This is a genomic window from Oleiharenicola lentus (assembly GCF_004118375.1).
Classification (GTDB): Bacteria; Verrucomicrobiota; Verrucomicrobiia; order Opitutales; family Opitutaceae; genus Lacunisphaera; species Lacunisphaera lenta.
This window is the reverse complement of the sequence record NZ_SDHX01000001.1, coordinates 1,776,072-1,790,590: the sequence shown is the minus strand read 5'-3', so window position 1 is coordinate 1,790,590 and position 14,519 is coordinate 1,776,072. Positions and strand designations below refer to the sequence as shown.

Below are 14,519 nucleotides of genomic sequence, written 5' to 3'. Positions count from 1 at the left end.
ACGGCTGGTTCAGATGTTGTAGATATCGGCCTTGTATTCCCGCAGGTTGTCTTCCTGGGTGAACCATGCGACGGTTTCCGCCAGCCCGCGCTTGAATCCCTCTCGCCCGCCGTAACCAGGGGTCCAGCCAAACAGTCTCGCCGCCTTGGCGTTGTCGGCCCAGAGACGGTTGACCTCGGAGTTCTCCGGCCGCAAACGCACCTCGTCGGTCACGATGTCGATCTTCGTGTTCATAGTCTCGGCGATGAGCTTGGCGGTCTCGCCGATTGAAACCTCGAAATTGCTGCCGATGTTCACCACCTCGCCCACTCCCTGGGTGGAATCCAGCGCAGCGATGAACCCGCGCACCGTGTCCTGCACATAATTGAAATCGCGCGTCGGAGTCACTGCCCCGAGCTTGATGACCCGTTGCCCCTTGGCGATCTGCGTGATGATGGTGGGAATCACCGCGCGCGCCGATTGGCGCGGACCGTAGGTGTTGAAGGGGCGCACGGTCACCACCGGCAGCCCAAAGGATGTGTAATAGGAATAGGCCAGCTGATCTGCTCCGATCTTGGAAGCGGAGTAAGGGGACTGGCCTTGCAGAGGGTGCTCCTCCGTGATGGGCACGAATTTCGCCGTGCCATATACTTCACTGGTGGAGGTATGGACGACACGCTTGACTCCCAGGTCCCGGGCCGCCTGCAGCACGTTCAAGGTGCCGTTCACATTGGTGTCCACGTAGGTGTGCGGCGAGTGGTACGAATACGGGATGGCGATCAGGGCGGCGAGATGGAGCACCGCATCACATCCCGCCATGGCCGCCTTGACCCCGTTGGGATCACGCACGTCACCGGCAAAAACCTCGATATTCTGCCTAATATCCGCCCCGCAATGATCCAACCATCCCCAAGAGTTGAAGGAGTTGTAGAGCACGAAGGCTTTGACCTTACGCCCTTGGCGCACGAGAGCTTCAGTGAGGTGCGACCCGATAAAGCCGTCGGCCCCAGTGACGAGAATTTTTGCGTTGGCGGTTGTTTGATTCATAACTCGCTAGGTTTGATGTATGTAATGGCAATAAACCTTGCACCGTAGCAAGCACGCCATGCAGGACGGAAGGAGGCTGCCTGCATCCAACTGAAGCCAGCTCGATAACTCCGCCGCTGCGATGCAGGCACAACTTCGTCCCGTCGCTTCCCAGCGGGAAGAAACCGCATGACGATACTCTTTCCGTGGAATCACTGACGTGGAATATTGAGCATAGTTCGGACCACTGGAAGCACCCGGCCAAGTTGCTTGTGCCAGATCTCCAATTGCTTGATCCGATCCATCTGAAAATCACTCCGACCGCCGCGGCTGTTCTGGGCATGCTGCTTGAGACGGGCGACGGCTCCCTTGGTCTCTTTTGCGAGCGGCTGGATCTTTTCCTTAATAAGCCCGCTCGCGAGACGGCGCAGCCCTAACTCGGGCTCGAAATATTCCCTACGACCACCGTCCATCGGCCCACGGTTCACCGTTTTCACCGCCCCGCTCTGACGCAAGAAGGCCAACCCCTGACTAACGGAGCCTTTGCTCATACCTAGCTTCGCGACAATCTCGGCAAAACATAGCGGCTCGGGCGAGGCAAAGAGCAGCCCGTAGATCGCTCCGACCGAATTAGGCGCCCCCAGGACGTGCAGGAAACTCGCAAAGAGCGCGACGCACTCCTGCTCAAAGGCCGGATCTGACTCCGCCTTGGCTTCCGCAACTGTCGGGCTGGTCTTCAACCCAGCGAGCTGAACCTCGCGGCGCTTCTTGTTCAAGAAAATTTGAACCATAGGCCAAGGCGCGCTACGCGCGCCAGTTGAAGTGGGACACTGTTCCATCATGCTCGCTCGACATGTGTTTGTCCGACGTTCTTGGACATTCGTCCAAAACGTAGGCAAAAGTTTAAGTTGAAGTCCCCGCCTTCCGCATTCGGCGTTCTGACGTAAAAAGTTCGGCGTTCGACATTCTTCCCACTGTGTTCTCCGCAACCTCCTTGCCCGATAATCCCGGTTTGATCCGTTTGATCTGTGGTTCAACCGTCCGGGGGCGATGCCCTGACTGATGATCTGCATCCCTTCTGGATCCCTTCTACATCCTTGCTGGATCCTTTCTAGATCCTTTCTAGTCCCCAGTCGCTAGGGCGAGTTTTTAAACCCTTCAAACTCTCGAAACCCGTCATCCTGAGCGAAGTGAAGGATCCAAGATGATGTCCGCTGGCGATAATGCTGCTGGATCCTTCGCCAGGCTCAGGATGACGGTAGGGACGTTGGATGACGATCGAATCCAGATAGGTTCTGGTCAGGTCCTCAGTTTCTGAGAGACGTCCAAGGGTTGAAGACGCCCCTAGTCAGCCTTCAAACTTACACTTCCACTTAAAACTTAAACGGGTGCGCCTTGGCGCCTCCTGCGCCGCGACCCCTCCAAGTCACATCCGACAATCCGGGATTGAACCGCCTCCATTCCCGCTTCATGGATGCTGGACGCTAGTTCCTAGTTCCTAGTTCCTAGTTTCTAGTCCCTAGTCCCTAGTCCCTAGTTCCTAGTTTCTAGTCCCTAGTCGCTAGTCGCTAGTCGCTAGTTCCTAGTCCCTAGCCAGCCTGCAACATAAACTTCAGAATTAATCTGGCGCGCGCCGCGCGCCCTTCCCATGACGAATCCCCCCGACTCCCGCCCCTACCCCGATGACGATGCGATTGATATCGCCGAATTGATTGCCCGTGTGCGCAAGGGTCTGGCCGTTACCGTGGGGCTGGGGGCACTTGGACTGGGACTGGCAGCCGCGATTTTCGCCGCCGCGGGCGGATTCCTCAGTGTGACGACCTCCACTCGGGTCGTGTTCAGTTTCACGGGCTTCGAGAAAGGCGAATACCCCGACAAGTCCAAGTTCTCTGCCGACGACCTCCGCTCGCCTGAGATCATTGCCGAGGCCCTGAAACGCAAAGGGCTCGAAGCCACCGACGAGACCCAGGCCAAGGTGCGGGCCGCCCTGAGCATCGAGGGCATCATTCCCGACAGCGTCATCAAGGAGCGCGACAAGCAGCGCGCGGCGGGCCAGACGCCCCGCGTCTATGTCCCCGATGAGTATTCCCTCAGCCTCACCCTGCCCCGCCGCTTCCCGCTCAGCCCGGACCAGCGCGAGAGCCTGTTGGGCGAAATCGTCAGCATCTACCAGGAAAAGTTCACCCGCACTTACGTCGCCCTGCCCCTCGGGATGGGCAAGGCCTTCGAGTCCCTCGCGGGAGCCGATTTCTACGACTACGATCTGGTCCTCAACCGCGAGAGTCAGAACATCAACGCGTTCCTGGGCCAGATGTCCGAGACGGCGCGGGCTTTCCGCTCCCCGCGGACCAACCTGACTTTCAGCGACCTCCACAAGCAGAGCCAGCTCTTCACCCAGATCCGCCTGAACGAGGTGCTCGGCCTGATCCGCCGCGACGGCCTCTCCCGCGACCGCCAGCTCGCCCTGGTCAAGATGGACTATTATCTCAAAACCCTGAGCGACGAGCAGCTGCGGGCCGTGGAAGAGGAGAAAGTCGTGCACGACCTCCTCAAGCAGGCGCAGGAGCGCGAACAGAAACTGGCCATCGGGGTAAAATCCCAGTCCGCCCAGCAGCGCAATGACGGCCTGGTCGTGGACCAGGGCCTGGTGGACTCGCTGCTCGCCAACGATGCCTACAACTTCCTCGTCCGGCAGGCCCTCGACGCGAGCCTCAAGACCCGCCGCATCCAGTCGGAAAAGGCCATCCTGCAGGAGCGCCGTGACACCATGGAGTCCTTCATCAAGAGCAACGCCTCGGCCCAACAGAACGCCCTGGCGCAATTCGAGAAGTCCCTCGCGGACCTCCGCAAGGTGTATGACGACCTGATGCAGAATCTTCGTCTCACCTACGAAGATTACCAGAAGCAACAGTATGCCGACGCCATCCGCGTGAGCATGCAGGCCAGGACCGGCAGCTTCTACCGCAGCCTCGCCATGGCCGGCATCGCCGGCCTCGGCATCGGCGGCGCCCTCGGCCTCGGCCTGAGCCTGTTGGGTATTACCGGCGCGAAGCGGCGGTAGAGGAATACGAAACCTGAGAGCTGAATACTGAGACCTGAAGTTGGAACCGGTGGCGGCGAGTCACCACCTCAGGTTTCAGGTCTCACGTTTCAGATTTCAGATTTCGCTTCTCCGAGCGCCGATCTGAGGCAGGGGGAACCTTAAAAGTGGCCATTTCCTGGATCAGCCACCGCAGGGATCCTGTTAACGTCGATCATGACCATTAACGAAGAAAGAAAAGCCGCGATGCGCAGACGAACAAAGGCATTCGCGAGTGCTGTGGTGAGATTTTATATCTCCATCGACAAACAGCGGGAGGAGCTAAGGGTGCTGGGCAAACAATTGCTGAGGTCCGGGACTTCCGTAGCCGCCAATTATCGGGAAGACTCCAGGGCCCGGAGTCGCGATGAGTTCATCGCGAAGATCGAATTATGCACCCAGGAGGCTGATGAATCCCAGCTTTGGCTGGAACTATTGCGCGATGACTGCGGCATATCTGCAGACATCGTGAACCCTCTTTGGAAAGAAGCCGACGAATTGATCTCGATCTTTGTCGCCATGGCCAAAACGGCAAAAGAACACACCTAGCCCGGATATTTCACCCCAATGAAAAACGTTGAATCAGAAATATCCGTTTTGCCTCCGACAAATGCGACTTCGTCGCGGTTAGCCCCGACAAGGTCGGCCCGACAGGGCGCCTATTCCTCACCTCTGGGTGTGAAATAGGCGGGCTATCCTGATATCTTGGCTTCAGCTCTCAGGTTTCACCCCTCAGGTCTCAGCTTTCAGATTTCAGATCTCAGGTCTCAGATCTCAGATCTCAAGTCTCAGCTCTCAGGTCTCAGATCTCAGGTCTCCGCCACAGGCTTCCTCTACAGGTTCTCCTTCCTTGCCCCCTTCTCCCTTCTGCTTTCTCCTCGGCAAAACCCATGCCCGAGCCCATCCCGCCCACTCCACCACCCGAGCCCAGCTGGCTCGCGCCATCGTGGGGGCGTTTGGCTTTGGCGGCGGTCGTGGCGGTCATCGGCTTCTTGCTCCCGCAGGAGGTCCCGCTCGAGTGGTATCCGCTCAACAATCCGGGCACGGACATCAATTACCTGGAAATTTCCTGCGCCAGCAACGTCAACGGCGAGGTGATCATCCGCTATGATGTGAACCGGTTCGGCAACCGGCCGTTCGACAACATCACGATCCCGATCTCGCCGACGACCCAGACCTTCACCTACACCTTCCCCCTGCCCGATCTGCCGATCGTGGAACTGCGGATCCAGCCGCCCAAGGACGGCGAACTGACCATCCGCCAGATGCGCATCATCAACCGCCGCAACGAGGAGATCCGCCGCTTCACCCGCGACCTGTTCCGGGCCGAGCGCGACATCGCCGGCATCGAGCCGTTGCCCGAGGGCTGGAAAATAATCTCCGCTCCGGGCGCCAGCGCGCCCTCCACCCGGATCGAGCTGTTCTCCCACCTCGTCCCGGTGGGCATGAACCACCGCAACCTGCTGCGCTGCCTGCTCTCCACCGGCTACCTCGCGGGCATGCTCTTCATCCTGCTCATGGCCGTGCTGACCGCGACTTGGCGGCCCCGCGGGTGGCGAGACTTCTTCCTGCATGCGGGCTTCATGGCGGGTCTGGCCGTACTCTTTGCCCCGGTCGGCAACCGCGGCCTCATCCGCAACTCCTATCACTTCTCCCGCTACGTCGCCCCGGTGCTCCCGCCCGGTCTCAAGCTGGAAATGGATCTCACCACCGAACACTCCGCCCTGCAGGCCCAGATTTTCTGGGATCTCGGCGCCGGTCTGAGCGAGGCGGACAGCACGCGCGCCCAACCTGAACCCCATGCCAACCAGCAAACCCTGCGCTTCGTCCTGCCTGATCGCCCGATCCAGGGCCTGCGCTTCGATCCCCTGAACGGCGCCACCAAGATGGTGGTCCGTGGCGTCCGGCTGGTGGATGTCGGCCAACGCACCCGTCTGGTGCTGCCCCTCGATCTCTTCACGTCCGTTCGCGAAATCTCCCGGCTGGAAGTGAAGGACGACCAGCTCTTCATCGAAACCACCCCCGACGCCACCGATCCCATCCTCGGCCTGAAACCGGAAGCTCTCGCGCAGATCAATGCGGCGCTCGGCGCGACCGCGACGGAGTCGCGTCGCCAGGCACCGCGCTAGCCGGTGGACAGAAGAGGGTGGACGAGTGCAGAATCCTGATGGCTGAAACCTGAGAGCTGAGCTCAAGCCGTTGAAACGACGCCCCAAAGGAGAACCGTATCGACCATACGGTGGCGCGCGTTGCCCGTTCGACGAGCTCAGGGCCTTGAGCCTGCCGAAACGGCTCCCCAACGCGCTGAGGATGTCCGCTGCGCAGAAAGCGCCCTGAGGAGCAGGTCGCTCCACCTCGGCTGCCTGAACCCGGCTGAGAACTGAAGTGCTTTGGCAGCACGGGCCGGCACCTCAGGTTTCAGGTCTCAAGTTTCAGGTCTCCCCCTCCGGCTTCCTGCCTCCCTCCACCGTCCGACCGGCTACTGTCCGACGGTCCACCTTCCCTCCTCCCTTTTCCCTCCTCCCTCCTCCCGCCTCCGCCTTCACTCTCCCACAACCGGCCACCGTCTCACTGTCCACTGCTCTCCGGTCTCCCTTCTCCCTCCTCCCTCCTCCCTTCTCCCGCGCTTCGCGCGCCCCTCTCCATCCTTGCCCCCTTCTCCCTCCTCCCTTCTCCTGACGCCGTCATGCCTTCTGCCGAGGAATCCCCCTCCGAGACCGTCATCTCCCTGCACGGCGTCACCAAGACCTACACCATCTGGGACGACCCGGCCGCGCGCCTGATGGCGCCGCTGCGCCGGCTCTGGTCGGGCGGCAAACCGGCGGCGGCGACCCGCCAGTTCACCGCCGTGAAGGCAATCTCCCTCGCCATCACCCGCGGCGAGTGCCTCGGCATCATCGGCCGCAACGGCGCGGGCAAGAGCACCCTCCTCCAGATGATCGCCGGCACGGTCCAGCCCTCGACCGGCACCATCGCCGTCCACGGCCGCGTGGCCGCCCTGCTGGAGCTGGGCAGCGGTTTCAATCCTGACTTCACCGGCCGTGAAAACATCCACCTCAACGCCGCAATCCTCGGCCTGACCAAGCCGGAGATTGCCCAGAAATTCGACGCCATCGTCGCCTACTCGGGCATCGGCGAATTCATCGACCAGCCGGTCCGCACCTACTCCAGCGGCATGACGCTGCGGCTGGCGTTCGCCGTGTGTGTGCACGTGGACGCCGACATCCTCATTATCGACGAGGCCCTCGCGGTCGGCGATGCCCGGTTCCAATTCAAGTGCCACGCCACGCTCGAGCAAATGCTCAAGGAAGGCCGCACGATCATCTTCGTCTCCCACGACACCAACGCGGTGAAACGCATGTGCCGCACCGCCGTCCTGCTCGAGCGCGGCGAGGTGCTGCTCAAGGGCTCGCCCAACGACGTCACCAACATCTACACGAAGCTCATCACCAGCCCGCACGGCGTGGAAGCGATTCGCGACGACCTCGCCGCGCTGCGGCAGCGAACGGAGACCGGAGAAGGGAGACCGCACTCCGGAGAAGCAATCGACGGGACTAATTCTTCCGAATCAGCCGGTGCCCAGCCTCCCGCCTCCAGCCTCCCCGCTCCGGCTTCCCTCCTCGCCTCCGACCTCGCGGCGTCGGCCTCGGAAAACCTCCTCACCGAGGAACGCTCCCACCAACAAATCTCCGACAAGGAATACGCCTATGGCGGCGAAATGGGCCGGATCGAGACCGTCACGCTGACCGATGCCGACGACCAGCCCCGCCTCGCCTTCCCTGCGGGCAGTCGGATCCGCGTGCGCCTGTCATGCTTGGCCGCCCAAACCATCCCCGATCCCATCTACGCCCTCACGATCAAGGATGTCCGCGGCCAGGAAATCTACGGCACCAACACCTATTTCCAAAACCAGTCCCCGCCCTCCGTCCCACCCGGGGGCCGGGTCGAGGTCCGCTTCGAGGTGCAGCTCAACGTGCAGGCCGGCGTCTATTTCATCTCCCTCGGCTGGGTGCGGCTGGTGAATGGTGAGGTCCAGGTGATCCACCGCCGCTACGACAGCATTCGGTTCGACGTGATGCCGCGCGACAAATCCTTCGGCCTCGCGCACTGCCCGACGACGATCGAGGTCAAGATGCCGGCGAGCGCCCAACGTCCGGCATGATCGCCTTCGTTCATCGCGACCGCCGTGTCACGCTGGAGGGCGGCCAAACATTCAACGCTCCCCGGGAGGACGGTTTCCGGGACACACCCTCGGCCGACCTGCTCGACTTGATCCGCGAAATCGAAATCGGTCGTCCCTGGCGCGAAGCCGTGCAGGTGCGTTACGCTGCGGCCAAACTTTGGTTGCATCAGATCATCACGTCGCCCCGGCGCACGGCCTTCTTCGCCGACGTGCTCCCGTCGGGGGCCGGGCCGGTGCTCGAGATCGGTGCCGGCTGGGGCCAGATCGCCCGGGTCCTCGCCGCAGAACGCCCGGTCGTTGCCCTCGAGCCCGTGGCCGAGCGCCTCGCTTTCATCCACGCCGCGGCCGGACAGGACGGCGTGCGGTCCCGGCTCGCCAGCATTGGCGCCGACTACTTCGACATTCGCTTCGAAACGCCTTTCGCGATCATCTGCGCCATCGGCGTGCTGGAATGGGTCGGCGCATTCCAACAGCAAACCGACCCACAGGAGCGGCAACGGGAGTTTCTCGTCAAGATCCGGCGGGAACTGGCCCCGGGCGGCTCGCTTGTTCTCGGGATCGAAAACCGGCTCGGCCTGAAATATCTCCTCGGGTGTCCCGACGACCACCTCGGTGTGCCTTACGTCGGCTGCCTGCCCGCTGCCCTCGCCCGCCGGCGGTGGGACGAAGCCGGACACGGCCGGCTGCAGGCCTTCACTTATTCGCAATCGGAACTTCGGGACCTGCTGCAAGCGGCCGGTTTCACCCGGATCGAGTTTTTCGGCGCCTTCCCCGACTACAAACTGCCGGAGCAGATCATCGCCTTCGGTGAGAACGGCGCAAATTTGAATGCCTGGCTCGCCGCCCACGACGTTCCGCCGGAGCACAACGGCTACGACGGCTCTCCTTTGGACACGATGTTTCAGCGCGCTTTGCAGACCCGCTATCGGGCCATGGCGACCGCCGGCGCCGCGCATCCGTTCGCGCCGAGCTTCTTCGTTCGCGCCTCCTGACCGCCCTCCCCATGAGCGCGCCCTCCATCGACGTGATTTTCCCCGAGTTGGTTGCCCGCGGCCTGCTCGCCTCCACGCCGCCGCCGCAAGCCCTGGCTTCCGGCAATGCCGACCGCCGGCCCGATCAAGTACGCACCGGCTGGCGGGCCACCCGGCCCGATGGGACGTCGGTCAAGCTCACGCTCGCCGCTTCCCTGGGCCGTTTGCCGCAGAATCACGCCGCGCTGGCCGCCGCCTGTCCCGCCATCATCCCCCGCCCGTGCTTCCACGAACGGGTGAGCGGCGGCGAAGTGCTCGCGGAGGAATATTTTGCCGGGACGCCGCTGGATGAGGCCGTCAGAACCAGGCTATATACCGACGAGACCATCCTCGTGGCCCTCGCCACTGTTTCGCGTGCGCTCGCCGCAACCGAGCAGCCTTCCAGCGAAGGGGCCCGTCAAGCGGAGTGGCAGCAATGGACCGCAGAACTGCTCGCCCTGCCCAACTGGCAACCGAATGAACGCGCACTGCTGACCGATACGTTGTTGCCCGCGCTCTACTCCGCCCTCACCGCCGCGCCCGCCGCCACCCGGTGGACGAACGGCGATTTTCTTCCGTCCAATCTGCTGGTCGGAGGCGACGGCACCGTCCGGCTGATCGATGCGGAATTTGCGCGCCGCACCCATTTTTTTGCGGAAGACGCGGTGCGTTTCCGCGTGCTGTCCAGTCTCCTGCGCGAGCGTCCCGACCTGGACCTGCCCCACGCCCTGCCCGCCTCCCCAGGCCTCGTTTGGCACCTGTATTTCTGGCTGCGGCAATGGCAGCTGGAGTCCACCCACAACACCGCCGCTTACCTCCAGCGCGTGTCGCCCGCCCGCCTCGGCCTCATCCGCACGCTCGCAGAAAGGCTGCTGAAAATCGAAATGACGGGCTGGTCGGTTTCCCTGACGAAAGTGGAGACCCGCCTGGAGGAAGTCCGCTGGTCCACGGAAAGACCCGGCGTCTTGAGCCTTTCCGGCTGGTGTTTCCCCTTCACCTACCCCGGTCCCCAAGGCGTCGCCGCCATCCAGCGCGACGACGCCCTGTGGACCTGCTCCGGGCTGATCGCCCGCCCCGACGTCCAGCAGCACCACCAGGGCGATGCCCGCGCCCTCTATACCGGGTTCAGCCTCGAACTCGACCGCTCGTGCTTCGCCCAACCGGTCGAACTCTGTGCGGTGGTCGAACAAGGCACGCTGATCCCCTTCCTGACGCTGACCGAGGCGGATCTCCCGCGCGGGGCGCTCGACTGGCGCGACTACCCGGCCTGGGCCGCCCGGCACGATCCCGATCCTCCGGCGCCGGTGCAAGCCGCGGCCCCGGGTCCTCTTTTCTCCGTGCTGTTACCGGTCTACCGACCGCAGGCCACCGACCTCGAAGCCTGTCTTGCGTCGGTCGCTCAGCAGCACCACGGCCACTGGGAACTCTGCGTGGTCGATGACGCCTCGGCTTCCGCCGAGATCACCCGAATCCTGGAAACGGCGGCGGCGCGCGACCCGCGCATCCGGCTCAAGGTCCGAACGGAGAACGGCGGCATCAGTCGCGCCACCAATGATGCCCTCGCGCTGGCCCGCGGTGAATTCATCCTGCTGCTCGATCACGACGACCGGTTGCGACCCCACGCCCTGAGCGAGTTCGCCGCCCGGCTCCGACGTGAACCGGAATGGGATGCGCTTTACTCGGACGAAGACAAAATCACCGCGGACGGCCAGCGCGTGCTGCCCCTGCTCAAGCCGGACTTCTCGCCGGAATTTTTCCGCGGCGTGATGTATGTTGGTCACGCCCTCTGCGTGCGCACGACCGTGGCGCGCGACGTAGGCGGCTTTGATCCGGTCTTCGATGGCGTGCAGGACTTCGAGTTCATGCTGCGCGTGAGCGAGCGCACCCGCCGCATCGGCCACATTCCCCGCATGCTCTACCACTGGCGGCAGGCCGCCGGGTCCAGTGCCTTGTCCGGCAACATCAAGGGCAACATGGACGAGAAGCAGGCGCGCGCCGTGCAAGCCCACCTCCGGCGCATCGGCGATCCGCGGCAGGCCGAACCCGCCGGAGGACACCGGGTGCGGCTGCGCGTCCCGCAGCCTCCGACCCACGAGGTGTTCAGCCAGGATTCCTCCGACAACTTGCCCGCGCGCCTGCGAGCGCTCGCCGAGCGGAGCCAGGCCGAGGTGATCGTCTGCCACACGCCCGACGTGGGGTGGCGCGCGCCGATCGCTCTGGCCGAGCTGGTGGCTCTCGCCGCGTTGCCCGACTCCGGCTGCGTCGCGCCCGTCCTCCTCGCGAAGGAAGGCCTGGTCTATGAGGCCGGGGCCGTGGGCCCCTGCTCCCTGCTGCGCGGTTTCCACGCGGCCAGTGACGGCTACCATGGTTCGCTGCGCTGCAACCGGGAGGTGGATGCCGTTTCCCCGCGTTGCATCGCGATCAAGCGCTCCCTGTTGCTTTCGCTCCAAACCGATGCGACCGCTCCGTGGCTCCCGTTTTTGCGTCAGCTGCGATCTCGCGGACTCTTTCACCGCGTTTGCGCCTCGGCCCAGGTTGAGGTGAATCAATCGTGGCGCGATCCGCAGGCCCCCACACCCGTGCCGGCCCCGGCCGCGCGCGAATTCCACCACCCGCAGTTTTCCCTCGAGGGAGACGGCTATCAACTCGCCGTTCCGCCGGCCGAGACCCCGGTGGGACGAGCTCAGTTGCGCTTCAACCTCGAGCAACCGTCCGACTGGAGCCGTTTGCCGCGCTGCCTCATTGCCCGGGGGTGGTGCTTTTCCGGCGACGGCACGGCCATCCGAAGCGTCCGCCTGCGGGCCGGCGATCGCGTGCTAGTGGGCGTCACCGGACTGCCCCGTCCGGATGTCAAAGCCACGCTGCCCGAGGCTCCCGATGCGAACACCGGCTTCGAAATCCGGGGCGTGCTGCCTGCCGGCAGTTATGCAGTGCAGGTGGAAGCCCAGCTCGGCGACGGGACCTGGCACCCGTTTTTCAATCAGCCCACCACGATCAGCCGGGCCTTGCTGCCGCTTTGGCTGCGGGGCGGGGACTGGCGCGAGCTGATGTTTTTCCAGATGCCGGGACACCCGGTGCATGCCCCTCGGCCGCTGATGGGAGAAAACTTCCCCTCTTCACCGGCCGGCGTTCCGACACCGAAACTCTCCCTGGTCACGCCCTCCTTCAATCACGCGCGATTCCTGTCCGAGACCATGCGCAGCGTGCTCGAGCAATCCGGCGTCGCCTGTGACTACGTCGTGCAGGATGGCGGGTCTTCGGATGGCAGCGCGGCGCTCATCGAGCGCGTAGCTACGGAGGCTGGAGGCCGGAGACCGGAGACCGGAGAGTATATAACAAGTGAATCCGATTCCCTTCTCCAGCCTCCGGCCTCCCGTCTCCCGCCTCCGGCCCGAGCCCGCCTCGTGGCCTGGAGCAGCGAGCCTGACTCCGGCCAGGCCGACGCCATCGCCAAAGCTTTCGCAAAAACAAGCGGCGAGCCCGACGATCTCATGGCGTGGATCAACTCCGACGATTTCTATGTTCCCGGCGCCCTTCGTTATGTGGTGGATTACTTCGCGAAGCATCCCGACGTGGACGTGATCTACGGGCACCGGATCCTGGTGGATGAAAACTCGCAGGAGATCGGCCGCTGGTTTCTGCCCAAACATGATCCCGAGGTGCTCCGGCTGAACGACTTCGTCCCGCAGGAAACGATGTTTTGGCGCCGGCGCATCTGGGACAAGGTCGGGGGCATCAACCCGTCGTTCAAGTTCGCGATGGATTGGGACCTGTTGCTGCGTTTCCAGGCCGCCGGGGCGAAGATCGTGCGCGTGCCCTACTTCCTCGCCTGTTTCCGCATCCACTCGGCCCAGAAAACCAGCGCCCAGATGCACTCCGTCGGCCAGGCCGAGATCACCCGCCTCCGCGAGCGCACCTTCGGCCGGCCATTCCCACCTGAGGTACTGGAAACGAACCCCACCCTGCTCCGCTACCTCCGCCGCAGCGCCTTCATCGAATTCCTCTGGAAGCTCGGTGTCCGCGCCCGGTAATAGCCTGTCCGGAAAGCGGCTTTGCTGTAGCGGCGGTCTGTGACCGCCGTGCAAGTGCCATCCTCCCTGCTCCCTCCTCCCTTCTCCCGCGGCCCGGCGGCCTGCCGGCCGCCGGGCCGCGGTGCGTCAACCCGTCTCAAAGTACGCGTCGGCGTGCTGAAATAATCGGCAAACAGGCGTTTTCATCCTTCGGTCATCCTTCGGGGATCCTTCGCTCATCCTTCGGTGACCTCCTTGTCCGAAAATCCCGGATCCATCCGTGTTGGAGCGCCTTGGTCTGAGGCATGGTCGACTCTTGCCGCCCGGCTCGCCGCCCCATCGGCCAAGCCCTGCTCCACCCTCCTCTGGTCGACCGCCCCACCGAAAGGCTGAGCATCTTGACAGGTCATTATTGGCGACATCATGATGCACTCCATGAGAACCACCTTGACGATCGATCCCGATGTGGCGCGGCTGCTGCAGCAGGCCATGCACGGCGAGAAACGGGGCCTGAAAGAAACCCTGAACGCCGCCCTGCGCCGCGGGCTGGCCCACCACGCGGCGACCGCGCCGGTGAAGCCCTTTGTCGTCGAAGCCAAGCGGATGGGTTTGCGGGCGGGGCTCGATCCGGCCCGGTTGCATGACCTTGCCGACGAAATGGAGCTTGAGGCCTTTGCCGCCACCACCCGCCGCCTGAGGCGGAGCCGCAAATGATCCTGCCCGACGCCAACCTGCTGCTCTACGCCTACGACAGCGACAGCCCGTTTCACAAGGCCGCCGCCAAATGGTGGACCGGTCTGCTCTCGGGCCACGCACCCGTTGGCCTTTGCCCCGTGGTCATTTTCAGTTTTCTGCGGCTCGCAACCCACGCCAGGGTTTACGAGCGCCCCCTGACCGTGGCCGAGGCCACGGCCCGCATCAGCTCCTGGATCGAGCGGCCCAATGTGCGCGTGCTCTACCCCGGACCGAAGCACCTCGACGTCGTCTGCAGCTTGCTCACCGCCGCCGGCACGGCGGGCAACCTGGTGAGCGATGCCCAGATCGCCGCCCTCGCCCTCGAATACGGCGCCGAGGTCCACAGCGCCGACACCGATTTCGCCCGGTTCAAAGGGCTGAAATGGACCAACCCGCTCTCCCACGAAGAGTAGTGCGGCGCTTTGGAGCACATTCATAAGCGTTGCAGCCGCGCATCAACCGCAGGTGAAAGCGTGGTCAGGGGACGACCACTTTGC

General features: G+C 63.5%; 10 protein-coding genes. 8 read left to right on the top strand and 2 right to left on the bottom strand.

Going from position 1 to position 14,519, the window contains the following annotated elements; translation table 11 throughout:
* Positions 1 to 9: 9 nt before the first annotated feature.
* Together ESB00_RS07440 and ESB00_RS07435 are read right to left on the bottom strand one after the other, a co-directional pair.
* Entirely contained in the window at positions 10 to 1,026 is a 1,017-nt protein-coding gene (locus ESB00_RS07440; protein ID WP_129047073.1) for an NAD-dependent 4,6-dehydratase LegB, read from the bottom strand.
* 191 nt (positions 1,027 to 1,217) lie between these two features.
* The gene (locus tag ESB00_RS07435) at positions 1,218 to 1,781 is read right to left on the bottom strand and encodes a GbsR/MarR family transcriptional regulator (protein ID WP_164976087.1); all 564 of its coding nucleotides are present in this window, start codon (positions 1,779 to 1,781) and stop codon (positions 1,218 to 1,220) included.
* Positions 1,782 to 2,653: 872 nt separating this feature from the next.
* Here ESB00_RS07435 and ESB00_RS07430 point away from each other — a divergent pair.
* The 8 genes from ESB00_RS07430 (at position 2,654) to ESB00_RS07395 (ending at position 14,435) form a co-directional block, all read left to right on the top strand.
* Complete coding sequence (locus tag ESB00_RS07430) at positions 2,654 to 4,066, top strand: hypothetical protein (RefSeq protein WP_129047071.1); 1,413 nt, start codon at positions 2,654 to 2,656, stop codon at positions 4,064 to 4,066.
* Positions 4,067 to 4,261: 195 nt separating this feature from the next.
* Positions 4,262 to 4,633, top strand: coding sequence for a four helix bundle protein (locus tag ESB00_RS07425; RefSeq protein ID WP_218938702.1), 372 nt, complete (start codon positions 4,262 to 4,264; stop codon positions 4,631 to 4,633).
* Positions 4,634 to 4,974: 341 nt separating this feature from the next.
* On the top strand, positions 4,975 to 6,213 hold the full coding sequence (locus ESB00_RS07420) for a hypothetical protein (RefSeq protein WP_129047070.1): 1,239 nt from the start codon (positions 4,975 to 4,977) through the stop codon (positions 6,211 to 6,213).
* A gap of 557 nt (positions 6,214 to 6,770) precedes the next feature.
* Positions 6,771 to 8,246, top strand: a complete 1,476-nt coding sequence (locus ESB00_RS07415; protein WP_129047069.1) for an ABC transporter ATP-binding protein — start codon at positions 6,771 to 6,773, stop codon at positions 8,244 to 8,246.
* Positions 8,243 to 9,259: an SAM-dependent methyltransferase gene (locus tag ESB00_RS07410; protein ID WP_129047068.1), complete on the top strand. Its 1,017-nt coding sequence runs from the start codon at positions 8,243 to 8,245 to the stop codon at positions 9,257 to 9,259. The genes ESB00_RS07415 and ESB00_RS07410 overlap by 4 nt, the downstream gene beginning before the upstream one ends.
* Positions 9,260 to 9,270: 11 nt before the next feature.
* A complete protein-coding gene (locus ESB00_RS07405) occupies positions 9,271 to 13,308 on the top strand; it encodes a glycosyltransferase (protein ID WP_129047067.1) in 4,038 nt (1,345 codons plus the stop codon).
* 414 nt (positions 13,309 to 13,722) lie between these two features.
* Positions 13,723 to 14,001: an antitoxin gene (locus tag ESB00_RS07400; protein ID WP_129047066.1), complete on the top strand. Its 279-nt coding sequence runs from the start codon at positions 13,723 to 13,725 to the stop codon at positions 13,999 to 14,001.
* Positions 13,998 to 14,435: a type II toxin-antitoxin system VapC family toxin gene (locus tag ESB00_RS07395; protein WP_129047065.1), complete on the top strand. Its 438-nt coding sequence runs from the start codon at positions 13,998 to 14,000 to the stop codon at positions 14,433 to 14,435. The genes ESB00_RS07400 and ESB00_RS07395 overlap by 4 nt, the downstream gene beginning before the upstream one ends.
* The last annotated feature ends 84 nt before the right edge of the window (positions 14,436 to 14,519 follow it).

Excerpts from the sequence above, each read along its gene's own strand:
- ESB00_RS07425 (WP_218938702.1), top strand. The coding sequence starts at position 4,262 with ATGACCATTAACGAAGAAAGAAAAGCCGCGATGCGCAGACGAACAAAG.
- ESB00_RS07420 (WP_129047070.1), top strand. The coding sequence starts at position 4,975 with ATGCCCGAGCCCATCCCGCCCACTCCACCACCCGAGCCCAGCTGGCTC.
- ESB00_RS07400 (WP_129047066.1), top strand. The coding sequence starts at position 13,723 with ATGAGAACCACCTTGACGATCGATCCCGATGTGGCGCGGCTGCTGCAG.
- ESB00_RS07410 (WP_129047068.1), top strand. The coding sequence starts at position 8,243 with ATGATCGCCTTCGTTCATCGCGACCGCCGTGTCACGCTGGAGGGCGGC.
- ESB00_RS07415 (WP_129047069.1), top strand. The coding sequence starts at position 6,771 with ATGCCTTCTGCCGAGGAATCCCCCTCCGAGACCGTCATCTCCCTGCAC.
- ESB00_RS07395 (WP_129047065.1), top strand. The coding sequence starts at position 13,998 with ATGATCCTGCCCGACGCCAACCTGCTGCTCTACGCCTACGACAGCGAC.
- ESB00_RS07430 (WP_129047071.1), top strand. The coding sequence starts at position 2,654 with ATGACGAATCCCCCCGACTCCCGCCCCTACCCCGATGACGATGCGATT.
- ESB00_RS07405 (WP_129047067.1), top strand. The coding sequence starts at position 9,271 with ATGAGCGCGCCCTCCATCGACGTGATTTTCCCCGAGTTGGTTGCCCGC.
- ESB00_RS07440 (WP_129047073.1), bottom strand. The coding sequence starts at position 1,026 with ATGAATCAAACAACCGCCAACGCAAAAATTCTCGTCACTGGGGCCGAC.